Annotated in this window: 20 protein-coding genes; 19 read left to right on the top strand and 1 reads right to left on the bottom strand. The window is 59.0% G+C overall.

From position 1 onward, the window contains the following. The first annotated feature begins 1 nt into the window (after position 1). Positions 2 to 862, top strand: a complete 861-nt coding sequence (locus HMPREF9451_RS05550; RefSeq protein WP_009139318.1) for an NAD(+)/NADH kinase — start codon at positions 2 to 4, stop codon at positions 860 to 862. A 365-nt stretch (positions 863 to 1,227) separates the two neighbouring features. Here HMPREF9451_RS05550 and HMPREF9451_RS05545 read toward each other — a convergent pair whose 3' ends face one another. Then, the gene (locus HMPREF9451_RS05545) at positions 1,228 to 2,709 is read right to left on the bottom strand and encodes a DUF1846 domain-containing protein (RefSeq protein ID WP_009139317.1); all 1,482 of its coding nucleotides are present in this window, start codon (positions 2,707 to 2,709) and stop codon (positions 1,228 to 1,230) included. 237 nt (positions 2,710 to 2,946) lie between these two features. Between HMPREF9451_RS05545 and xerD the strand changes: the two genes are divergently transcribed. The 18 genes from xerD (at position 2,947) to HMPREF9451_RS05455 (ending at position 21,888) form a co-directional block, all read left to right on the top strand. Continuing rightward, on the top strand, positions 2,947 to 3,903 hold the full coding sequence (gene xerD / locus HMPREF9451_RS05540) for a site-specific tyrosine recombinase XerD (protein WP_009139316.1): 957 nt from the start codon (positions 2,947 to 2,949) through the stop codon (positions 3,901 to 3,903). A gap of 257 nt (positions 3,904 to 4,160) precedes the next feature. After that, positions 4,161 to 4,595 carry a division/cell wall cluster transcriptional repressor MraZ gene (locus HMPREF9451_RS05535; protein WP_009139315.1) on the top strand — a complete coding sequence of 145 codons (435 nt, stop codon included), beginning with the start codon at positions 4,161 to 4,163 and terminating at the stop codon, positions 4,593 to 4,595. A 20-nt stretch (positions 4,596 to 4,615) separates the two neighbouring features. Continuing rightward, complete coding sequence (gene rsmH / locus HMPREF9451_RS05530; protein WP_040626568.1) at positions 4,616 to 5,575, top strand: 16S rRNA (cytosine(1402)-N(4))-methyltransferase RsmH; 960 nt, start codon at positions 4,616 to 4,618, stop codon at positions 5,573 to 5,575. Positions 5,576 to 5,620: 45 nt separating this feature from the next. Beyond that, entirely contained in the window at positions 5,621 to 6,109 is a 489-nt protein-coding gene (locus HMPREF9451_RS05525) for a hypothetical protein (protein WP_009139313.1), read from the top strand. A 4-nt stretch (positions 6,110 to 6,113) separates the two neighbouring features. Continuing rightward, positions 6,114 to 7,820: a peptidoglycan D,D-transpeptidase FtsI family protein gene (locus tag HMPREF9451_RS05520; RefSeq protein ID WP_009139312.1), complete on the top strand. Its 1,707-nt coding sequence runs from the start codon at positions 6,114 to 6,116 to the stop codon at positions 7,818 to 7,820. A 37-nt stretch (positions 7,821 to 7,857) separates the two neighbouring features. Further along, on the top strand, positions 7,858 to 9,315 hold the full coding sequence (locus HMPREF9451_RS05515; RefSeq protein ID WP_040626080.1) for a UDP-N-acetylmuramoyl-tripeptide--D-alanyl-D-alanine ligase: 1,458 nt from the start codon (positions 7,858 to 7,860) through the stop codon (positions 9,313 to 9,315). Beyond that, positions 9,315 to 10,382, top strand: coding sequence for a phospho-N-acetylmuramoyl-pentapeptide-transferase (gene mraY / locus HMPREF9451_RS05510; protein ID WP_009139310.1), 1,068 nt, complete (start codon positions 9,315 to 9,317; stop codon positions 10,380 to 10,382). The genes HMPREF9451_RS05515 and mraY overlap by 1 nt, the downstream gene beginning before the upstream one ends. 75 nt (positions 10,383 to 10,457) lie before the next feature. Beyond that, positions 10,458 to 11,915 (top strand): UDP-N-acetylmuramoyl-L-alanine--D-glutamate ligase, encoded by a 1,458-nt coding sequence (gene murD, locus HMPREF9451_RS05505; protein ID WP_009139309.1) that lies wholly within the window; start codon positions 10,458 to 10,460, stop codon positions 11,913 to 11,915. Between the two features lie 65 nt (positions 11,916 to 11,980). Then, positions 11,981 to 13,441, top strand: a complete 1,461-nt coding sequence (locus HMPREF9451_RS05500) for an FtsW/RodA/SpoVE family cell cycle protein (protein WP_009139308.1) — start codon at positions 11,981 to 11,983, stop codon at positions 13,439 to 13,441. Then, positions 13,438 to 14,535: an undecaprenyldiphospho-muramoylpentapeptide beta-N-acetylglucosaminyltransferase gene (gene murG / locus HMPREF9451_RS05495; RefSeq protein WP_009139307.1), complete on the top strand. Its 1,098-nt coding sequence runs from the start codon at positions 13,438 to 13,440 to the stop codon at positions 14,533 to 14,535. Before HMPREF9451_RS05500 ends, murG begins: the two co-directional genes overlap by 4 nt. Before the next feature lie 53 nt (positions 14,536 to 14,588). Further along, the gene (gene murC / locus HMPREF9451_RS05490) at positions 14,589 to 15,974 is read left to right on the top strand and encodes a UDP-N-acetylmuramate--L-alanine ligase (protein WP_009139306.1); all 1,386 of its coding nucleotides are present in this window, start codon (positions 14,589 to 14,591) and stop codon (positions 15,972 to 15,974) included. A 3-nt stretch (positions 15,975 to 15,977) separates the two neighbouring features. Further along, positions 15,978 to 16,895: a UDP-N-acetylmuramate dehydrogenase gene (murB, locus tag HMPREF9451_RS05485; RefSeq protein WP_051000971.1), complete on the top strand. Its 918-nt coding sequence runs from the start codon at positions 15,978 to 15,980 to the stop codon at positions 16,893 to 16,895. After that, positions 16,882 to 17,874 (top strand): cell division protein FtsQ/DivIB, encoded by a 993-nt coding sequence (locus tag HMPREF9451_RS05480; protein ID WP_009139304.1) that lies wholly within the window; start codon positions 16,882 to 16,884, stop codon positions 17,872 to 17,874. The genes murB and HMPREF9451_RS05480 overlap by 14 nt, the downstream gene beginning before the upstream one ends. A gap of 216 nt (positions 17,875 to 18,090) precedes the next feature. After that, positions 18,091 to 19,227 carry a cell division protein FtsZ gene (ftsZ, locus tag HMPREF9451_RS05475; protein ID WP_009139303.1) on the top strand — a complete coding sequence of 379 codons (1,137 nt, stop codon included), beginning with the start codon at positions 18,091 to 18,093 and terminating at the stop codon, positions 19,225 to 19,227. Positions 19,228 to 19,244: 17 nt separating this feature from the next. Beyond that, positions 19,245 to 20,108, top strand: coding sequence for a purine nucleoside phosphorylase YfiH/LACC1 family protein (locus HMPREF9451_RS05470; protein WP_009139302.1), 864 nt, complete (start codon positions 19,245 to 19,247; stop codon positions 20,106 to 20,108). A gap of 6 nt (positions 20,109 to 20,114) precedes the next feature. After that, positions 20,115 to 20,810, top strand: a complete 696-nt coding sequence (locus HMPREF9451_RS05465; protein ID WP_040626078.1) for a YggS family pyridoxal phosphate-dependent enzyme — start codon at positions 20,115 to 20,117, stop codon at positions 20,808 to 20,810. A 31-nt stretch (positions 20,811 to 20,841) separates the two neighbouring features. Beyond that, entirely contained in the window at positions 20,842 to 21,633 is a 792-nt protein-coding gene (locus HMPREF9451_RS05460) for a cell division protein SepF (RefSeq protein ID WP_009139300.1), read from the top strand. Further along, a complete protein-coding gene (locus HMPREF9451_RS05455; protein ID WP_009139299.1) occupies positions 21,634 to 21,888 on the top strand; it encodes a YggT family protein in 255 nt (84 codons plus the stop codon). Positions 21,889 to 21,911: the final 23 nt, after the last annotated feature.

Below are 21,911 nucleotides of genomic sequence, written 5' to 3'. Positions count from 1 at the left end.
TATGAACATCCTGATTATTCGCAATAACTCCAATGCGGCCGCTCTTGATGCATCCATGCTTTTGGCGGCTTACCTCGATTCGCAGGGAGTTGCTCATCAGGAACTTGACTCTATCCCGCTGTCTATCGAGTCGGTGAAAGACACATGCTCGCATGTAGATGTTTCATCGTTCGATATGGTGGTCTCTCTCGGTGGGGATGGAACCATGCTTCGTACGGCGCGCCTCGTCGGCAAGACGCGGGTGCCTATTCTCGGTATTAACTTCGGACACCTGGGTTTTTTGGTCAATTCCTCCGAAGACGGCGTTGTTGCCATTGTTGCCGCGGCGTTGGCGGGCGATGTCGTCAGGGAAGAGCGAGCAAGCCTGCATATCGATCTTATTGCCCACGGAGAAGTGGTCGCGAGCCGCTTCGCTTTGAACGAATTCTCCGTCACGCGCGGAACCCTGGGCCGTATTATCGATTTCGGCGTGGATATCTCGGGCAATCATCTGGTGGATATGCGAGGGGATGGACTCGTCGTTGCTTCGGCAACGGGGTCGACGGCCTATGCTCTTTCCGCTGGAGGCCCGCTGGTAGCCCCCGATTTCAAAGGTCTTGTCGTGGTTCCGTTGGCTCCCCATACGTTGCTGTCCCGCTCTATCGTGACCGACCCGAGCGATATCGTGGAAATCGATTTGTCCCGCAATCCGGAAAGCCGCGAGGCGAGCTATTTCGTCGATGGCGAGTTCATCACGCTCGAAGAGCCCATCGATCGCATCCTGGTTCGCAAGTCCAATAACCCCACGATTCTTCTGCGTTACAAAAACGAGGGCTTCTACAGCGCTGTGGCGCATACGTTCTTTGCCGATCAGCGCTCCTAGCATCGCCGAGGTCTGCCGGCTTTCTCGTTTGCCACGCGTCGACCTTCGGGCCGGCGCTGTCGATGCGTTTCGAAAGCGGGGCGGACCTTGCATGATTTCGTGGGAGAAAAACTCAAGTTTCGGGTGGTCTGCGCACCTTTCTCTATAAGGGAGGGGGTGCAGGAGCTCTTTTCTCTTAATGAAACTATGCGGATGTATCTAAGCGCTGATCATCTTGGGAGGATGTAAGGACACCGCTCTTTTCCCCATGATGCAAACCGTGCGCAACTTGAAATGAGCTTTCGTTAAAGCGTGCACGACAAAGGCCCGTACGCAGTCTGTGAACCGCGTACGGGCCTTTTGCTGTTTTTCGGCGGGGCGTTTTTCTATTTGTGATAGTAGCTGTGCTGCTCGAACTTAGGCTCGCAGCACACGTTGATGCCGAGTTTGCGGTACAGACGCTCATCGGTCGAGGAGATAATGACCGAGAAGAACGCGTCGCATCCGCGCAAATCGCCCACATGCTCGATGACTTTCGCCGCGATATCGTCGGTCGCAGAGCTGATGGAGAGCGCAATCAGGGTCTCGTCGGAATGCAATCGGGGATTCTTGCTTGCCAGACGGTCGGTCTTCAGGCGGCAAATCGGCTCAATGGCCTGGTCGCTTATGATGAGCAGGTCATCGTCTACGCCTGCGACCGCTTTGAGGGCGTTCATGAGCAAAGAAGAGGCTGCGCCGAGCAAATCGGACGTTTTGCCCGTTATCACCCGTCCGTCAGGCAGTACCATGGCGCCTGCGGGCGCGCCGGTGGTCTGCTCCTTGAGCAGGGCTGCGCTTCGTGCCGGCGAGAAGCTGCTTGTGACCCCCGCCTGGTTCATGAGCATCTCGAGCTTTTCAATGCTCTTTTCGCCGACTCCCGTACGTTTTGCTTCGACGGCGGTTTGGAAATAGCGGCGCACAATTTCCATCTTGGCGGCTTCGCGGACGACTTCGTCGTCGGTGATGGCGAGACCGGCCATGTTGACGCCCATATCGGTGGGGGACTGGTACGGGCTCGATCCAGCGATACGCTCCATCATCGCCTTGAGAACGGGGAAGATTTCGACGTCTCGGTTGTAGTTGACCGTGGAAACGCCGTATGCCTCAAGATGGAAGGGGTCGATGATGTTGGAGTCGTCCAAATCGACTGTTGCCGCTTCGTAGGCGATATTGACGGGATGGTTGAGCGGCAGGTTCCATACGGGGAAAGTCTCGTATTTCGCATAACCTGCGTCTATGCCTCGCTTATGGTCATGGTATAGCTGGGAGAGGCAGGTCGCCATCTTCCCCGACCCAGGGCCGGGCGCGGTGACGACAACCAGCGGCTTCGTCGTCTTGATGTACTCGTTTTTGCCGTACCCTTCGTCGCTGACGATGTGGTTGATGTCGTAGGGGTATCCGGAGATGGGGTAGTGCAGATAGCACGTGATGCCGAGCGATTCCAGACGGCGGCGGAACAGGTCGGCGGCAGGCTGGCTGGCGTAGTGCGTGATGACGACGCCGCCTACAAGAAAGCCCATGCTGCGGAAGATGTCCATGAGGCGCAGGGAGTCTTCGTCATACGTGATGCCGAGGTCGCCGCGGACCTTGTTCTTTTCGATGTCGTTCGCGTTGATGGTGATGATGATTTCGACGTCGTCGACGAGGCTTTGAAGCATGCGGATTTTGGAGTCGGGCTCGAACCCGGGCAGCACGCGTGCGGCGTGGTGGTCGTCGAAAAGCTTGCCGCCGAACTCGAGGTAGAGCTTGCCGCCGAACTGGTCTATACGGTTGCGGATGTGCTCAGCCTGCAGTGCGATGTACTTGTCGTTGTCGAATCCGATGCGCATGAGTGGTTCTGGCCCCTTTCAAAACTGGGCGGCTTGGCCGTCCGATTGAAACCATGACGTATGAAATATAGTCGAACAGAGGAATTATAGCCCACTACGGGCCTTCGCCGCATTGCGGGGGTTTCGATCGGGTTAATTTGGGCAATGACGCTTCGCCGATGCAAACGGAGGAGCAGGAAGACGGACCGTGGATTGCATGGTTGCGACGCGAGCAGCAGAAAGCGAGGCGAAGGTTCTATGGCGACGGAGAGCTCGCTGGGGCGTTCGGAGGGAGAGGTCGCATCCGGGCGCACCTATGACGCGATAGGGGAATACCTCTCCTTTCTTTCGGTGGAAAAGGGCGCTTCGCCGCTCACGGTTCGCTCTTACGCCTGCGACCTGCGCGATTACGAGTCTTTCCTTGCGCGCCGTGGCGCCGATTGCCTCAGCGCGTCGTGCGACGATATCCTCGCATTCGAGGGCGATCTGCTCGAGCGCGGATACGCCCCTTCGAGCAGGGAGCGCCACGTTTCGGCCGTGAAGGGCTTTCATCGCTTCATGGTGCGAGAGGGCCTAAGTCCGGCCGATCCAAGCATCGGAATCGCGCTGCCGAAGGTTCCTCTGCGTCTTCCCGACGTGCTTTCGATAGATGCGGTGAACAGGGTTCTCGACCAGGATATGCGGGCGGACGAAATAGGCCTGAGAGACCGCGCCATCCTGGAGGTCCTATACGGTTGCGGCTTGCGGGTAAGCGAGCTCGTCGGTATGGATAGGGGCGATGTGTTTTTCGACGAAGGCTTCGTGCGTGTCAGAGGAAAGGGTTCGAAAGAGCGAATCGCCCCCTTGGGAGGCATGGCGGCGCAGATCCTTGCTCGCTACCTCGACGAAGCGCGCCCCGTTTTGGCGCGTCGTTCTCCGGGCGATGCGGCGATGTTTCTGAACGCGCGCGGATCGAGGATATCGAGGCAAAGCGTGCATGCGATCGTCGCTCGATGGGGACAGGCGGCAGGCATCAAGGGCCTTCATCCGCATACGCTGCGTCACTCGTTTGCGACCCATATGCTCGAAGGCGGCGCCGATCTGCGCACCATCCAAGAAATCCTCGGTCATTCCGACATCGCTACGACGCAGATATACACGCACGTTTCGCACGTTCATATGCGCGAAGAATACCTCGCTTGCCATCCGAGAGCGAAACGGCGCCCGAAGATGTGACTTGCGGTGCATCGGCGGCGCGCCCATAGTTCCTCCACTTTGTCCCACGGGGCCCGCAACACTATATATGGTGTTGCGGGCTTTTTGTTACCCAATATGTAATTTCGAGGAAAGCATATGCATGCAAGGGTGGTGTGCATGTGTTGAAAATGCCCGAAATAGGGCGCATTGTGGGAGGGCTTTATTGCGGAGTGGGAGAAAGTGGGATAGAATGTCGCTCATCGGTTCAGGGGTGGAGAATTCAGAAGGAGATGTGCGTGTCGGGTCTATTCGGCGAATACCGTCATAAGATCGACGCAAAAGGGCGCTTGTCTCTTCCTGCGGCTCTTCGCAAAGGCCTGACCGAAGACACCCAGTTGGTGGTCGTTCCCAATGTGAAAACCGGCTTTCTGTCCGTGTACACCGTCGAAGCGTTCGAGGCATGGCAAGACGCCTTGTTCGAGAAGAAGGGCGGCTACAATCCCGGCGATCGAATGCATGTCATGCTGCGCACCAAGCTCAATGCCAGCGCAATGCCTGCGAAGATCGACGCCGTGGGTCGTATAACCCTTGTCGCGAAACAGCGCGAGATGGCGTCTCTGGAAAAAGACGCGGTTCTTGTGGGCAATACCGACCATTTTGAGATCTGGGATGCCGTGCGTTGGGATGAATTCCAGAGCAGCATCGATCTCGATGAACTGCTGTTCTCGTAAGGAGTCTTAACGTGGAAGAAGTGACAAAAGAATATCGGCACATCCCTGTCCTGCTCTCCGAGTGCCTCGAACAATCGAACCTCAAAACGCACTATACGTTCGTGGATGCAACGCTTGGCGGCGCAGGGCATTCTTCCGAAGTAGCACAACGGCTTGGTTCGGATGGCGTACTTATCGGCATCGACCAAGACGAGATGGCGCTCGCCGCCGCAGGGGCCCGACTGAGAAATCTCGCATTAAACACACCACCTCAGATCGAGCTCCTACGCGGCAACTTCGGCAATCTCGACGAATTGCTGCTCGAGGCCGAAACCCCCGGGGTCGATGCGTTCCTTTTCGACCTAGGCGTCTCTTCTCCCCAGCTTGATTTCCCGTCGAGGGGCTTCTCCTTCAAGGAAGATTCCCCGTTGGACATGAGGATGGATCCGGGCAAACAAACCGTAACCGCAGCAGAGCTCATAAACACCTTAGACGCATCAGAGCTCACCCGGGTCATCCGCGATTACTCAGACGAAAAATGGGCCAGTCGCATCGCCCAGTTTATCGTCGAGTCTCGCGAGCACGCACCGATCGAGACGAGTTCGCAGCTTGTCGAAATCATCAAGGCCGCCATTCCCGCATCGGCACGCCGCGCGGGAGGCCATCCGGCCAAGAGGACGTTTCAGGCCTTGCGCATCGAAGTGAACTCGGAGCTTTCGGTTCTGAGAAAGGGGCTGGAAGCGGCGGTTAGATGGCTTAACCCTGGAGGCCGCATTCTCGTGATCAGCTACCATTCTCTCGAAGACAGGGTGGTTAAGGAAGTTTTCGCGAAGCATGCGCGAACATGCACCTGCCCCCCCGGATTGCCGGTATGCGCATGCGGGGCGAACCCCGTTCTCAAGGTGAGGACGCGCAAGCCCATTCTTCCAAGCGCGGAAGAGATTGAAAACAATCCGCGGGCGCGAAGCGCGAAACTTCGTGTCGCGGAAAAAATACGATAAAGCACCGCCGACCAAACGCAGCTTACACGATGAAAGGGGGCCGGTATGCGGCAGGCACGAACCGACCGGTCCACGAGGCAGGACTATCTCTACGGTAGCTCCGCGCCCTCTCTTTCTCGCGGCTTGCAGACTGAATTCGAGGTGATTCCGGGACGGCGGGGCGCGTCTTCCGACGTTGCCACGCTGCCGTCTTCGATCATCGGAGCGGCAAAGGCGGTCGTCGTCGTCGCCCTGGTTATCGCGATGGTCTGCTGCGTTCGGGTAGGCCTTTCTGCGGCGAGCATCACGACGTCCATCGAAGCGAACAGGCTTAGCACCCAAATCGAGAACGCCCGTTCCTACGGAAGCGACCTCGAGGTTCAGCAGAGCCGCCTTTCCAATTCGACGCATATTCGCGTGGAGGCGGCAAGCCTTGGAGTCACGCCTCCCGAGAAGACGGTCGCGGTCGTGCTCGGGGCGGACGTCGTAGCCACCGACGAGGCGGGCAATCTGTCTTTGTCCGGCAGCATTGCCGCTTTGGAGAATCAAGGATAAACGTATGTCTGAGCGTAGCTTTCGCCAAACACCTCACACCTCTCATGACGGCTCGAATTCGAGCCGTCTTTCAATCTTGCTGTTTATTTTCATTTTCATAGTGTTATGCCTGCTCGCAAGGCTTGTGTATCTTCAAGTGATAAAAGGTCCGGAGTTCAGCCAGGCTGCGGCCGACTCCCGCACACTCAGCGTGAACATCTCGCCCCATCGCGGCACGATTTACGATCGCAACGGCAATGTGCTCGCGACAAGCGTCGACGCCATGACGATATACGCCAACCCGAAAGAGATAGAGGACGTCTCTTCCGCTGCCGAGGCTGTGGCGAGCGCCTTGGGTGGGGATGCGGACGAATACGCCGAGCTGCTCAAGCAGGACACGACGTTCGTCTATCTGAAGCGTAAGGCTGATATGGATGCAGCGGAGGCTCTGAAGAGCGAAGGCATCGTGGGCATCTACTATATAGAGGATACGAAACGCGTCTATCCCTACGGGAAAGTAGCGGGGCAAGTGCTTGGATTCGTCAACGTTGATGACGAGGGCGTATCGGGCCTTGAGCTGTATTACGACGATATCTTGAAGGGCACCCCTGGGAAGCTTGTCGTTCAGCAAGGAGGGGGAGGCATTCCTATTCCGGGAGGCACCGAAGTCGACGAGCCGGCGGTCGACGGGCAGGATATCGTGGTGTCTATCGATATCGACATGCAGAGCTATCTTGAAAAAAGGCTTGCCGAGGGCGTGAGCACTATAGAAGGCGAAGACGGCCGAGCTGTGCTCATGGACGCCTCCACCGGAGAGTTGCTCGCCATCGCCTCGACGCCTTATTTCGACCCTTCCAACCCTTCGGATTCGGAGGTGGGGTCGGATTCGCTCAAAACTGTGACGCAGGCTTACGAGCCGGGATCGACGTTCAAGACGGCTTCCATGATGGCCATGCTCGAGGCGGGGGTCGTCACTCCTGATACGACGATATTTGCTCCCGCGGAGCTTTCTGCCGATGAATACGTCATCACGGATGCGCACGAACGAGGCGACATGACCATGACGGCTCGCTATGTTATCCAGGACTCCTCCAACATAGGCACGTCGCTGTTGGTGGAGAACTACCTGGGGTTCAGGCCCTTATATGACAAGATCGTATCGTACGGGCTGAACGGGCAGACGGGGATAGACTACCCCGGCGAAGCTGCGGGCTACCTGTCTCCCGACGTGGATACATGGCCGCTCATCACGAAGTACAACGTTACGTTCGGACAGGGCATTTCCACGACGCCGTTGCAGATGGCGCGATTCTACGGCGCCCTTGTCAACAACGGCGTCGCCTGCACCCCGCATTTCCTGATATCGAAGCCTCAGATCGGAGAGACGCTGCAATACGACACGGAGCAAATCGTCGAGAACACCGCCGCGATCGACCCCATGATCAGCATGCTGGAGACCGTCGTCGAGGAAGGCACGGGTACGGGCGCGGCGATAGACGGGTATCGCGTCGCCGGCAAGACGGGCACGGCGGAATATGTCGATGAGGACACGGGCGTGTATGCGAAGAGCTCTTACAACCTCAGCTTCGTCGGCGTGCTGCCCGACGCATCGACCCCGTTGGTATGTTTTGTCGGTGTGAACGAGGTTCCGTACGAGCGAAATACCACCGAAGTGTTTAAGGATATAATGACCGAGGCAATAAGCCGCTACCGCGTAGTGCAGAGCGATTGATTGCGTTGTCGCGCGTAGCCTGGAAGAAAGCATCGAGATGAGACTGAACACAACGAGCATCCAAGATATCGTAGGGGGAGACCTCGTCGTCGCTCCGGCGGATGTCGCGCACGATTTGCTTGGATTGACATGGGATTCACGCGAGGTTTTCGCGGATTGTCTGTATGCAGCCCTGCCCGGAGAACGGGTTGACGGCAACGATTTCATAGCTTGCGCCATAGAAGGAGGGGCGATGCTCGCCCTTGCGGGACGCGTCCCTGACGAGCGTACGCGCGAAGTCGCCCGCAAGGCGGGCGCTGGCATCATCGTAGTGGACGACGTTGCCGAATCTATCACCGCGCTCGCTTCGGCGTGGCGTAGCATGATTTCCGCCACAGTCGTCGCGATCACGGGGTCGGTGGGCAAAACCACCACGAAAAGCCTGACACGCCAGATCCTCTCGTCGCACTTCAAAACGTGCGCAACGAAAGGAAACTTCAACAACGAACTCGGCGCGCCGTATACCGTGCTTTCCGCCGATTCCGATTGCGAGATGCTCATCGTCGAGATGGGGATGGACGATCTAGGCCAGATTGCCCATATCTGCTCGTTCGCCCGTCCCGATATGGGCCTGATCAACAACGTCGGCGTTTCCCATCTGGAGCGTCTTGGCACGCGCGAGAATATCGCCCGCGCAAAAGCGGAGCTGTTCGAGGCGTTGCCGGAAGGCGGCAAGGCCTTCGTGAACAATGCGGACGACATGGCTGATTTCGTGTGCGAACTCGGTCGACTCGACGAGCGGGGGGTCGAAACAATCCTTTTCGACGGCACCGGGGCCGTCCCTGGCGCCGCTGGAGCTCGGGCCGTTTGGGCGAAGGACATATCGGTCGATGACGAAGGGCGCCCGCATTTCACGTTGTGCGCACGGGGTTTCGATTCTTGCTCTGACGAACAATCGGTGCCATGCGCTCTCGGTCTGCGTGGAATCCACAACGTTTCGAACGCATGCGGAGCCGCCGCGATAGGTCTTGCATGCGGTCTTTCCCTCGAGAGCGTCGCATGCGCGTTGGCGGATGCCGAGCCCGAAGCGGGACGCCAAGAAGTCAAGCGCGCATCCTCGGGCGCCGTCGTGTTCGACGACTCGTACAACGCGAGTCCTGCAAGTATGGTGGCGTCGCTTTCGATGCTTGCCTCCTACAAAACCTCCGGTCGGAAAATTGCCGTTCTCGGCGACATGGGCGAGCTCGGCTCTGCGAGCCTTGAAGGGCACGAAGCGGCAGGTCGTGCCGCGGCGCAGGCCGACGTCGATAAGCTCGTATGCGTCGGAGAGCTGTCCGGATCCATCGCCGAAGGCGCGCGCGATGCCGGCTTGCCCGAAGATCGCATTGCATGCGTCCCGGATGCGTCTGCCGCCATTCTCGAGCTCCAGGGGACGCTTGGCCGTGCCGACGTCGTTTTGGTGAAAGCCTCGCACTATATGCATCTCGATCGCGTTGTTGAAGGGATTCTCGAATAATGCTTAGCAGTCTGTTTTCGGCCTACCCCACTTTTCAGGTGTTTCTCGGCTTCATTCTTGCCGCAGCCATCACCATGGTGATGATGCCGGCTTGGATCAGGCTTTTGACGCGTACCCATATCGGCCAGCAGGTCCGCGCCGATGGACCGCAGAGCCACCTGGTGAAGCAGGGAACCCCCACGATGGGCGGCGTTATCATGATCATCGCGGTGGTTATCACGGTTTTGCTGGTGGTGGCGCCGTCTCCGCAATTTATCGTCTCGCTTGTGGCGGTGCTCTTGATCGGAGCGCTTGGTCTTTTCGATGACGCTTCGAAGGTCATCCACGAACGCTCTTTGGGCTTGACGCCGAAAGGCAAGCTGATCGGGCAGTTCTCGGTTTTCGGAATCTTCACGCTGGTCGTGGTGAATTTCATGGGGGTCGAACCCACGGTTCAGATTCCGTTTCTTCCCGCAATCGACCTCGGCGTCCTGACGACGGTTATTCCGTGCGATTTCGTCGAGGGCGGTTTTAAAATTCCGTGGTTGTATGTGCTGTTCAGCTTGATTCTGCTCGGCGGGTTGAGCAATGCGGTCAATCTGACTGACGGCCTCGACGGTCTTGCTGCGGGCACGGTGATGGTGGTCATGCTGGTCATGGCCGGTATCGCATACCGCATGGATATGCTTCCCATGTCCGTCTTCGGGGCCACCATAGCCGGAGCATGCGTGGGGTTCCTTTGGTTCAACGCCTATCCCGCCGATATATTCATGGGCGATACGGGCTCGCTTGCGCTCGGCGCCGCGCTCGGCTGCATCGCCATGATCACCAAGACCGAAGTCTACTCGGTTATCATCGGCGGCCTGTTCGTCGCCGAGGCTCTGTCGGTCATGATGCAGGTGCTGTATTACAAAAAGACCAAGAAGCGTCTGTTCCTGATGGCTCCGCTGCACCATCATTTCGAGAAGAAAGGATGGAGCGAGACGAAGGTGGTTATTCGCTTCTGGATTGTCTCGGGCGTCCTTGCTGCGACGGGATTCGTTCTGTGGTTCATTCAGCCTATGGTCATGGGAGCCATGGGGCTCTAAGGCGCCGGTGGCAGCCTTTGACGCATCGCTGGCAACGGCGCTTGCGATGATTCTCTTTTCTGGAAAGGAACGGCAATGGACAACGTGTATATCGACGGCCGCAAGGCTGCGTTCGCGTCGCTTGGCGACGTATTGATTCTTGGTTTGGGAAAAAGCGGCCGTGCCGTTGCCCAATACTGCCTCGATCTTCTCGGCACCCGCGTTTCGAGCCTGACGATTGCTGCGGGCGAGCACAATGAATCGGCTCTTGCCTTCGCCAAGGACTGCGAGAAGGCGGGCGTCAAGGTCTACTTCGATCGCTATACGTTCGATGAGCGCTACGATCTTTGCGTGGCAAGCCCCGGCATATCCCAGTTCTCGCGTTTTTACGAGAATGCTGCGGAGGCGAGCGCATCCGTCATCAGCGAGGTCGAGTTCGCATGGCGCGAAAGCCGTGCTGATTCCTCTTGGATTGCCGTCACGGGGACGAACGGCAAGACCACCACGACTACCCTGATCACGCACATTCTGGAAACGGCGGGAAAGCGCGTCGCTGCCGTCGGTAATATCGGAACGACCTGCATCGAATCCGTCGCTTCTGACGCGGCCGACGTCTATGTTGCCGAGGTAAGTTCGTTCCAGCTCGCTTCGATGGATCTGTTCGCTCCTCAGGTCGCCGTGCTGCTCAACATCACGCCCGACCACCTGTACTGGCACATGACGTTTGACGCATACGCGGAGGCGAAGAAGAACATCTACCGCCATCTGGACGATACGCACGGCACCTTGGTTATCGATGCAGTGTGCGATGTCACGCGCGCCTGCGTCAAAGAATTCAAAGAGAAAACTGAACGGGGTTTTTCCTACATACCCCTAGGCTGCGGCGCCGGTCTGGATTGCAGCATGATAGACGCGTGCGGGTCCGAGAACGCGGCATGGCTTTCCGACGGCATGTTGCATGTGGACTACAAAGGCGAATCCGTTGACCTGGTGGCCGCCTCGAGCCTGCATATCAAAGGCGAGCACAACGCGAGCAATGCTCTTGCTGCGGCGAGCGCGGCCCTTGCAGCGGGCGTTGCACCGGAGGTCGTCCGTCGCGGTTTGCGCTCGTTCAAACCACTTGAGCATCGTCTTGAACCCTGCGGGGATATCGCAGGGGTCTCGTTTTTCGACGATTCCAAGGCCACGAACGTCGACGCCACCTGTAAGGCTTTGTCGGCCTTCCCGAAGGGAAGCGCCATTTTCCTGCTTGGGGGCCATGACAAAGGCACCGAGCTCGACGAGCTCGTCGAGGCCGCTTCCGTCTGCCGCGCGATAGTTTGTTTCGGCGCTGCGGGGCAGCGTTTCTTCGAGGCGCTGTCTCCTCTCGATATTCCCGTCGAGCTTGCCGACCATATGGAAGATGCGCTCGACAGGGCGATTGCGCTCGCGCAGCCGGGCAATTCGGTCGTGCTTTCTCCTGCGTGTGCGTCGTTTGACGAATTCGACTCCTTCGAACACCGCGGCCGCGTTTTCAAGCAGCTCGTCGACTTTCGCGCTCAGCACGCGCGATAGGGGTCGAGCAGACGTTGTCTCGGTTGAACACACATAGCGAAAAACGGCACGACGAGCCCGATCGGATGCGCCGTCAGGCCGATGCGCGCGGCGTGCCGGCCGATATCATGATGCCGCGCGTGCTTTTGGTGGTCGCTTCGTTTCTGCTTGTGCTCGTAGGCCTGGTCATGGTGTTTTCCGCCTCTACCGTCGAAACCATTAGCCAGGGCGACAGTATCTTCTCCTACGTGGGCAAACAGGCTCTTTTCGCGGTTGCAGGCGCAATCGGAGCATTCATCATCGCGAAGTTCATTCCCTACCATGTGTGGAAGGGCGGCTTGGGGTTTCGGCTGACTTGGGGCGTGTGCGCTTTGCTGCTGCTGGCGGTTCCCTTCGTCGGCACCGAGATTCTCGGCGCGAAGCGATGGATTCTTATTGGCGGCTTTAGCTTGCAGCCCACGGAGTTCGCCAAGATAGCCATCGTATTGGCCGCAGCCAAGGTGCTCTACGACTTCCGCAACGAGTTCACGGACACGAAGCAGGCGATCGCCTCGTCGGTGGTGCTCGTCGTCTTGCCGGTTGCGTTTTTGTACAAGACTCAGTCCGACATGGGCTCGGCGGCTATCATTCTCGTAGGCATTCTTACGGCGATGTGGCTTGGCGAGTTTCCCATGAAGCGCCTTATTCCTTTGGTTGTCGTAGTCGGGGTCGTGGGCGTTATCGGCCTGGCGGGCTACCGCTCCGACCGCATCAGCGTATGGCTGAATCCTTGGGACGACGGCGAAGGGGGCTACGGCACTGGGTATCAGATGATCAGGTCGTTTTACGCCTTTGCCGAAGGCGGCATCTTCGGTGTCGGCCTGGGCAATTCGCGGGAGAAGTTTTTGTATCTGCCCGAAGCGGAGACGGACTTCATCTTTTCCATTATCGGAGAGGAACTCGGTCTTATCGGCGCGCTTTTCGTGATAGCCCTGTTCATGGTGGTGCTCTTCGCGGGATTGCGCATCGCCCATCACGCTCCGGACAACTTCGGCTGCATGATGGCGGGATCCCTCACGGTTATGCTTGTGGCCCAGGCGTTTTTGAACATGGCTTGCGCGACGGGGCTTCTTCCCACAACGGGCAAGCCGCTTCCGTTCATCTCTTCGGGCGGGTCTTCGATTCTTGCGTCGCTGTTTATGGTCGGCCTGATCATGTCGGTCTCGGTCGGCTCGAATACGCTGACCCCTCATGAGCGCCGACGCAACGACCTGAACGTCATCAGGGTCGATGACCAGCGGCCGAGGGCGCGGGGCGCGAGCGAGGACGATAAGAAGAATTCGCGCGGAGGCGGCCTTCGTTCTCGTGCGCAGCGCGTTCGCGCGGCGGTTCCGACGCGTCCCTCTCGGGGCGGACGTTCTGCGAATCCGGCGCGCGTATCTCCCTCGTCTCGTTCCGAGCGTCGGTCGCGCGATGCCGTGCGGGCTCGCGAGGAGAGGGGCCGCGAGCGTACGCCGCGCAATGGAACAAAGGGCAGAGAGGGCGTTTCTGAAAGGAGCAGACGATGAAGGTCGTTCTTTCCGGCGGAGGGACCGCCGGCCACATCAATCCGGCGCTTGCGCTGGCCGACGTCTTGCGCGACCGGGGTCACGAGGTTGTCTTCGCGGGAACGCCGACGGGAGTGGAGGCCCGTCTTGTGGCCCAGGCAGGCATAACGTTCGTTCCCTTCGAAGCTGCGGGTTTCGATCGCCAGGCTCCCTGGACGCTTGTGACCTCCACGTTGAAGATACTGGGGTCCGCGCGCAAGGCGAAACGCTGGATGAAGGAAATCTCGCCCGATGTCGTGGTGGGATTCGGGGGATATGTGTGCATTCCCGTAGGCCTTGCGGCGGAATCTCTCGGCGTGCCGGTTGTCGTGCATGAACAGAATTCCGTCATGGGCATGGCGAACAAGTTTCTCGCCAAACGGGCGGCTTCGGTGGCCCTTACCTACGAAGTGGCGGGAAAAGACGTCGCCGACGCATCGAAGCTCGTGGTCACCGGCAACCCTGTGCGCGCATCCATCGCTTCTGCGACGCGTGCAGAGGGTCGTCTTATGCTGGGCGTTCCGGAAGATGCGACGATGCTCGTTGTTTTCGGCGGAAGCCTCGGCGCTCGCCATATCAACCAGGCGGTATGCAACCTGAAAAGCCGGCTTCTCGCCGTCGATGACCTCTATATCGTTCATATCACGGGTCCGAAGGAATACGATTCCGTGGTTGAATGCCTGGCTTTGTCGGAGGAGGAATCTCGCCGCTGGACCGTTATGGCGTATCAGGACCGGATGCCCGAAACACTTGCGGCGGCGGACTGCGCTATTTCTCGCGCGGGGGCCACGTCTTTGGCGGAAATCTCGGCCCTGGGCCTTCCTGCGCTGCTCGTGCCGTTTCCCTACGCCACCGAGGACCATCAGACCACGAACGCCAAGGCGTACGTGGCAAGCGGTGCTGCCTTTATGCTGCCCGACGATGCGCTCGATAGCGAGGAATTCTCCGAAAAGCTCTTCGCGCTGATCGAGGATGAATCGGTGCGCGCCGCCATGCGCAAGGCTGCGGGCGGATTTGAAACGCAGGACGCCGCTGCTAAACTGGCGGAAGTAGTATGCCGTTGCGCGCGTGCGTAATCGCACGTTTTCACGATAGATATCTTTTCCGATAGACTTAAGGGGGAGTCTTGATGAGCTCTGAAACGAAATGCGTTCATTTTATCGGCGTCGGCGGAGTGGGCATGAGCGGCATCGCCCGCGTCGCTTCCGATTCCGGCATGCGGGTGAGCGGTTCGGATATGAAGTCTTCTCGCTATACCGAGCAGCTCGTCCAAGCGGGCATTCCCGTCTTTGTCGGCCATGATGCCGCCAACCTTCCGTCTGACTGCGACGTCGTTGTTGTCTCTACGGCCATTCCCGAAACGAATCCCGAGCTTGCCGCCGCCCGCGAGCGTGGCATAGAGGTGTGGCAGCGCGCCCGCATGCTCGCCGAGCTTGGCCGCGGCAAAAAGACGCTCGCCGCCGCCGGCACGCACGGCAAGACCACGACGTCTTCCATGCTCGCCACGGCCACAGATGCCCTGGGCCTTTCTCCGACGTTCGTGGTGGGCGGCATCGTCGATGCGTATCAGACGAACGCGGTGTCGGGAGAGGGCGAGTACTACGTGGTCGAAGCGGATGAAAGCGACGGCTCTTTCCTGAACCTTTCTCCTTACGTCGCTCTTGTGACCAATGTGGAGGCTGACCATCTCGACCATTATGTGGGCGGTATCGAGGAGATTCGCGAGACGTTCGCGCGCTTTATGTCTTCCGTTCCCGATCAGGGGGCAATCGTCGCATGCGGCGAAGATTCCGCCCTCGTCGATCTTGCCCGTAGCACGGGAAAGCGCGTGGTCACATACGGGTTCGACGCTTCCTGCGATACGCGCGTGCTTGATTACCGCACGGAGGGGATAGCGACGTTGTTCACGTTGGCGTTCTCCGACGGACTTTCCGTTCAGTGCCGCCTGGCGAAAAACCCCGGTCGCCACAACGCCCTTAATGCCGCCGGCGTGCTGAGCGTCATATGGGCCTTGGGGGAAGACGTTTCGCGCGCCGCCGAGGGACTGGCGGGCTATTCCGGCGTCCGCCGTCGGTTCGACCTGGTGGGAGAAGCCGCCGGCGTCACGGTCGTCGATGACTACGCTCATCATCCCACGGAAGTCGCCGCGACGATCGAGGCCGCGAAGGCTCTTTCGTTCGACCGTGTCGTGGTCTTGTTCCAGCCTCATCGCTACACTCGCACGCAAACGCTCGCGAAAGAGTTTGCGCATGCGTTCGACCGCGCCGACGCCTTGATGGTCATGGACGTCTATTCGGCGGGTGAAGACCCCATCGAAGGCGTAAGCGGGCAGACTATCGTCGATTGCGTCAACGCTTTGGGCGATGCTGGAAAGGCCGCATACGTGCCTTCGAAAGACGAAACGGTCGAAGCCGTTCTCGACGCGGTTCGTCCGGGCGATTTGCTCATTACGATGGGGGCGGGCGATATCACTTCGTTCGGCCCTCGGATCGTGCGCGCGCTCGAGCAGCGCTAGGAGATGCGCGGCGTGTCTTTTATCGAATATGAACTGGGCGATCGCTTCAAAGGCATCGTGCTCGAAAACGAACCAATGAGCCGCCATACCACCTACCGCATCGGGGGTCCTGCGCGTTATTTCATCCAGGCGGATACGCTCGGCTCTCTCGTGGACGTTACGGAATTGCTGCGCTGTTGCGGCATTCCGTGGATTGCCGTGGGCAAGGGAAGCAACCTCTTGGTGAGCGACGAGGGCTTCGAGGGCGCCGTCGTGGTGCTCGGAGCGGAATTCAACGCGTGCGTCTTCAACGAACAGACGCAGACCTTTTCCGTCGGCGCCGGATGCCGTCTGTCGCGGGTTGTTCGCGAGGCCTTCTCGCGCGGTCGCGCGGGATTCGAATTCGCGGTCGGCACGCCAGGAACGGTCGGCGGCGCCTTGCGCATGAATGCGGGCACGAGCCACGAATACATCGGAAGCCGGGTCTTGTCGATAACCTCGCTTCGTCCCGGGCAGGGCCTCAGGCGCTACAACGCCTCAGACGTCTCGTGGGGCTATCGTGAGACGTCGTTTCCGTATGATGAAATTGTGCTGGAATGCGAGCTTTCGACGAACGAGGGCGATAAGGAGGCGATTCGCGTCAAAATGGAGACCGCGCTTTCTCGCCGTCGCAAAACGCAGCCGCTTTCGATGCCTTCGTGCGGAAGCGTCTTTCGTAATCCCGAACGGGAGTCGGTGGGCCGCCTGATAGAGAACGTAGGGCTGAAGGGCGCAACGTGCGGTGCCGCGCAGATTTCCGAGCTGCATGCGAACTTCATCGTCAACAGGGGAGGGGCGCGCGCCGTTGAGGTGCTTGCCCTCATCCATGCCGTTCAGGACGCGGTGGGGCAGCGCTATGGCATAGAATTGGTCCCGGAGGTGCGTTTCCTTGGTTTCGCGTAACAACCGTCCCACACCCCGCGTTTCCTCAAGGCAGAGAGGGCCGCAGGTCGATATTCCGCGCGGGTCCGCGCGCTCTTCGCGCTCTTACGGCAGGCCGACGCAGCGTTTCGGCGCCCAGGGCGGATACGGCAGCGCCCAGCCGCGCGTATCCACGGTTAAGGTTGGCTCTCTTGCGCAGGGGATGCGCGACGAACGCGTCCATAGAACGTATCGGGCCCATATGACGAAGGCCATCGTGTTGCTTTGCCTCGTTGCCGTTCTCGCCGCGACATGCTTCGGCGTTTACTGGTCGAGCCTTTTTTCCATCAAGCAGCTTACCGTATCGGGGGTCGAGCACCTCACGTCGGAGGAGATGACGCAGCTTGCGAACGTCCCGAGCGATACGACGCTTCTTCGCGTCGATACGGGGGCGGTGAAAAGCGGCGTCATGCGCGATGCGTGGGTTGCCGACGTCGACGTGCAGCGCGTTTTCCCTGACACCCTCAACCTGAACGTGACCGAGCGCAAAATAGGCGCCACGGTCGAGGTGAGCGTGGACGAGGGCCAGTCTTTGCAGACTTGGGCCATCTCTGAAGATGGCATATGGCTTTGCATGATTCCCGAAGAGGGCACCGAGGCGGCGTCGAAGATCAGCCCGAAGATCTATGAGGACAAGGCGAACGTCTTGAGTATTAAGGACGTGGCGTACGGCGTTAAGCCCGAGGTGGGCTTGCAATGTTCCGACGAGAGCATCATCAACGCGCTTGAGATTGTGACGGGGCTGACTACCGAGCTGAAAGACCAGGTGAAAACGGTTTCCGCGACATCGGCGGAAAACACCACCATCACGCTCGACTCGAACGTGCAGATAGCGTTTGGATCAGCCGACGATATCCGCGACAAGGAACGGGTCTGCCTGCAGATCATGGCGGACAATCCCGGTACGGTTTCCTATATCAACGTTCGTGTGGTCGCAAGCCCCACGTGGCGCACCGCTTAGCCTTTGCCGCTCGCCGCTTCGGCAGCGAGTCTTCTGCGGCCGTGATATTGTGGGACTTCGGCGAAGGTGCTTTCTTGCGCTCCTTCGGGTTCTTGCAATGTAAGCGAGTTCGTGTAAAGTAGACCTGTCATGCTTTCAAAATGGCTTGATATACCGTTTGAATAAGAAGCGATGCAGACAAACGCAGCTGGAAATGTAGCACGCATGGAGGATATGATGCCTAAAACTATTGGTTCTGAGCACCTGGCCGTCATCAAGGTCGTAGGTGTCGGCGGCGGCGGAACGAACGCCGTCAATCGCATGGTCGAGGCCGGACTGAAGGGCGTGGAGTTCATTGCCGTGAACACCGACAAGCAGGCTCTTCTGCTTTCCTCCGCCGATAAGACCATTCATATCGGCGAGGAATTGACGCGCGGCCTCGGCGCCGGTGCAAATCCCGAGATCGGCTGCCAGGCGGCAGAAGAGTCTCGCGCTGAGATTCGCGAGGCACTGGCCGAGGCCGATATGGTCTTCGTGACCGCTGGCGAAGGCGGTGGCACGGGCACGGGTGCTGCTCCCGTTGTCGCGGAAATTGCACGCGAGGAAATCGGCGCTCTTACGGTCGGCGTCGTCACCAAGCCGTTCGGTTTCGAAGGTCGTCTGCGTCGCAATCAGGCAGAGCAGGGCTGCGATCTGCTCTCCCAGAAGGTGGATACGCTCATCGTCATCCCCAACGACCGACTCCTCGAAGTCATCGACAAGAAGACCTCCATGCTCGATGCGTTCCGCATCGCCGACGATACGCTGCGTCAGGGCATTCAGGGCGTTACCGACCTGATCACCATTCCTGGTCTCATTAACCTCGACTTTGCCGACATCCGCACCGTCATGAAGGATGCGGGCACGGCAATGATGGGCATCGGCTACGGCACCGGCGAGAACCGTGCGCTCGATGCTGCGACCCAGGCTATCAACTCCAACCTGCTTGAGGCATCCATCCAGGGCGCAAGCCGCGTTCTGTTCTCCATCGCGGGCGGTCCCGACCTTACGCTCGCCGAGGTCGATGCAGCGGCTCGCGCCATGGAAGCCGTTGTCGACGAAGACGCCAACATCATCTACGGCCAGATTATCGACGAGGGACTGGGCGACCAGGTGCGCATCACCATTATTGCCACGGGCTTCTCTCGCACCACGCAGGCCGTCATGGACTTCGACAACGCTCGAAACGATCTTTTCGCCTCCACGGCGCCGGCGCGTGATACGTACACGTCCAACCAGAGCCATCCCACGTCTCCGGTTGCCACGTCGGCAAATGCCGCCTCCACGCGCATCGCGGACGAAGAGTACATCCCCGATTTCCTTCGTCGTCGCTAAGCCGATAGGCATCGCTTATGACCGAATGCGTGAAAACGCATGATTCAGCGACCCTCGATTTGCCGTATCCTCGGCTTGCCGAGGGTCGCTTTTCTTCATGCGTCGTTCTTACCGACGACGAGCTGAACGCGGCTTTCGGCGTGCGCGTCGGCTTTACCCAGCGCACAGGAGGCGAAAGCGAACCTCCTTACGATTCGCTCAATCTGGGCGATCATGTTCAAGACGATCCCAAATGCGTGAGGTTGAACAGGCAAAAGCTCTTCCGTGCTTTCGGTATGCGGGAAGATGCGGTTATCGTTCCGAAACAGGTTCACGGAGATGTGATGGCCGCATGCGAGAACCGCGCCGATTGTGCCGACGTTGCCCTGCGCGCGCAGGATGGAGCCGATGGAGTGATCGTGTCTTGCGACGAAGTGGGGGCCATGCTCTGCTTCGCCGATTGCGTGCCGGTCATCGTGGTTTCTCCGCGTCGCACCTTCGCCGTCGTGCATGCAGGCTGGCGAGGCGTGATGGCGCGTATCGCCGAATCCGCCGCGAAGCGCGTCTGCGAGAGGGACGACGTCGAGCCGTCTTGTCTCAACGTCTATATCGGCCCGCATATCCATGCGTGCCATTTCGAGGTGGGCGAAGACCTCGCTTGCCGTTTTGCGAACGAATTCGGGTCGAGCGTCCTGACCGACGATCGCCACGTTTCGCTTTCGGCGGCGTTACGCTGCGGATTGACCTCGCTCGGCGTAGACGAGCGCCGAATCGCAGATGCTGGGGTATGCACCGTATGCGACGGCGGAAAACGCTATTTTTCGTATCGGGCGAGCGGAGGACGGTGTGGCAGGCATGCCGCGTTTGCTGTTCGATGCGGCAACGGAAAAGAAGGGCTGTGATTGCGTATGACGCTGCGACAGCGATATGAGCTCGTTGAAAACAAGGTTGCCCAAGCGTGCGATGCGTGCGGCCGCGACCGCGAAGGCGTTCGTATCATCGCCGTTTCCAAGACGGTGGATCTCGATGCGGTAGAGGAAGCCATTGCGGTCGGCGTGCACGATTTCGGCGAAAACCGGCCCGCGGAGCTCCTTCGAAAGTTCGAGGCGTTTCCTCAGGAGCGTTGGCATTTTATCGGCAACATCCAATCTCGCCAACTGCCGTCCATCGTGGGCCGTGCATGCCTGATTCATTCGCTGTACGAGCGAAAGCATGCCGAGAAGATCGATTCACTGGCCGCGAAGGCCGGCATCGTGCAAGACGTTCTGATCGAGGTCAACGACGGGGAGGAGAACAAGCAGGGGCTTGAACCCGACGCGCTATTCGAGATGCTCGCGTTCTGTCACGGATTGAAGCATGTGCGCGTCAAGGGGCTTATGATCATGGCTCTTCGGGGAGATTTGCAAAGCGCCCGCGCCACGTTCGCCGATTTGGCTATCCTGCGTGATACGATGAATTCGAAACTTGCCGCAAGCGGCATGGCGGACATGGTTCTCCATGAACTTTCAATGGGGATGAGCGACGATTATCTCGAAGCCATTCCCGAAGGGGCTACCATGGTTCGTGTCGGACGTGCAATCTTTAGCGACGACTATGCGGGATAGTGCCCGCTTTGACGGATAAGGTGGAACACAGATGGATTTGAAGATTCCAAAATTCGACGATTTGAAAGATCGCCTGGGATTCAAGGATGCCCCGCGACCCCGTCATGGGTCTTCTTCCGTGCGCGATAATTCCTACGATGATTTCGAAACGGAAGATTTCGGAGAATACGCCTTCGACGACTCGGCTGATTACGCCAAAGAAACCAGCCAGAGCGCTGCGAAAACGGCGTCTTTCGCTCCTCAGATGCCCAAACTCGTCACGGCTGACGATGTGCGCGCCCATACGCAGTACACTCCGAACGAGCATGCGGAAGAAGCGCCCCAGGAACATCGCGACTTCGCCGCCCCCAAGGCCGACGAGCAGCGTTCTCCCGGTTTAAACGGCCTGTTCGACCCGACGCCTGCGCCTTCCGATACGGGCGCTATTCGCAGGAATGCGCCTGCTGCTTCCGCCGAGGGTTCCGCGGCCCAGACGGGTGCTTTCGCCGCGCATGAGCTTTCCTCTGTGCCTTCCATGCCGGCGGTCGCTTCTGAACCTCGCGTCGTTGCCCGCGCCACGCGCATTCTGACGGTTATCAAACCTGAAAGCTATGCGGACGCCGAGCGTATTGCGAAAATCCTCAAATCGGGGGACGTCGCGGTGCTTTCTTTGCGCACGACTCCCGAAGAGCTGGGCAAGCGCATCCTTGATTTCAGCTTCGGCGTCGCATGTGCGCTTGATGCGCGCGTCGAGTGCGTGTCCGGCCACGTGTTCGCGATCACTCGCGGCGCCGGTCTGACTGAGGGAGAAACGTCGCGCCTTCGCGACCAGGGGCTGATGTAGATGCTCGAGTATTTCATCGTCTCGCTGGCCGACGTGTACACGATGATTCTCTTCGTGTACGTGCTCATGTCCTGGATTCCCCAGAAGAGCGGCATCGTCGCCGATATCGATACCGTTCTCGGCAGGGTCTGCGATCCTTTTCTGAATCTGTTCAGGAAATTCATTCCGCCAATTGGGGGGATGGTCGACATATCGCCGATTTTCGCCCTGCTTGTATTACAATTCGCTGTACGTCTGATCGTCATGATTCTTTAAGAATCGGCATTGAATAAGCGTTA

Source organism: Slackia piriformis YIT 12062, from assembly GCF_000296445.1.
In the GTDB taxonomy this organism is placed as follows: domain Bacteria; phylum Actinomycetota; class Coriobacteriia; order Coriobacteriales; family Eggerthellaceae; genus Slackia; species Slackia piriformis.
The sequence above is the reverse complement of the archived record's forward strand: the minus strand, read 5'-3'. Positions and strand labels throughout refer to the sequence as shown.

Bases quoted from the DNA above. Each gene is read 5' to 3' on its own strand.
- HMPREF9451_RS05550 (WP_009139318.1), top strand. From the start codon at position 2: ATGAACATCCTGATTATTCGCAATAACTCCAATGCGGCCGCTCTTGAT.
- HMPREF9451_RS05545 (WP_009139317.1), bottom strand. From the start codon at position 2,709: ATGCGCATCGGATTCGACAACGACAAGTACATCGCACTGCAGGCTGAG.
- xerD (WP_009139316.1), top strand. From the start codon at position 2,947: ATGGCGACGGAGAGCTCGCTGGGGCGTTCGGAGGGAGAGGTCGCATCC.
- HMPREF9451_RS05525 (WP_009139313.1), top strand. From the start codon at position 5,621: ATGCGGCAGGCACGAACCGACCGGTCCACGAGGCAGGACTATCTCTAC.
- HMPREF9451_RS05520 (WP_009139312.1), top strand. From the start codon at position 6,114: ATGTCTGAGCGTAGCTTTCGCCAAACACCTCACACCTCTCATGACGGC.
- HMPREF9451_RS05515 (WP_040626080.1), top strand. From the start codon at position 7,858: ATGAGACTGAACACAACGAGCATCCAAGATATCGTAGGGGGAGACCTC.
- mraY (WP_009139310.1), top strand. From the start codon at position 9,315: ATGCTTAGCAGTCTGTTTTCGGCCTACCCCACTTTTCAGGTGTTTCTC.
- murD (WP_009139309.1), top strand. From the start codon at position 10,458: ATGGACAACGTGTATATCGACGGCCGCAAGGCTGCGTTCGCGTCGCTT.
- HMPREF9451_RS05500 (WP_009139308.1), top strand. From the start codon at position 11,981: ATGCGCCGTCAGGCCGATGCGCGCGGCGTGCCGGCCGATATCATGATG.
- murG (WP_009139307.1), top strand. From the start codon at position 13,438: ATGAAGGTCGTTCTTTCCGGCGGAGGGACCGCCGGCCACATCAATCCG.
- murC (WP_009139306.1), top strand. From the start codon at position 14,589: ATGAGCTCTGAAACGAAATGCGTTCATTTTATCGGCGTCGGCGGAGTG.
- murB (WP_051000971.1), top strand. From the start codon at position 15,978: ATGCGCGGCGTGTCTTTTATCGAATATGAACTGGGCGATCGCTTCAAA.
- ftsZ (WP_009139303.1), top strand. From the start codon at position 18,091: ATGCCTAAAACTATTGGTTCTGAGCACCTGGCCGTCATCAAGGTCGTA.
- HMPREF9451_RS05470 (WP_009139302.1), top strand. From the start codon at position 19,245: ATGACCGAATGCGTGAAAACGCATGATTCAGCGACCCTCGATTTGCCG.
- HMPREF9451_RS05465 (WP_040626078.1), top strand. From the start codon at position 20,115: ATGACGCTGCGACAGCGATATGAGCTCGTTGAAAACAAGGTTGCCCAA.
- HMPREF9451_RS05460 (WP_009139300.1), top strand. From the start codon at position 20,842: ATGGATTTGAAGATTCCAAAATTCGACGATTTGAAAGATCGCCTGGGA.
- HMPREF9451_RS05455 (WP_009139299.1), top strand. From the start codon at position 21,634: ATGCTCGAGTATTTCATCGTCTCGCTGGCCGACGTGTACACGATGATT.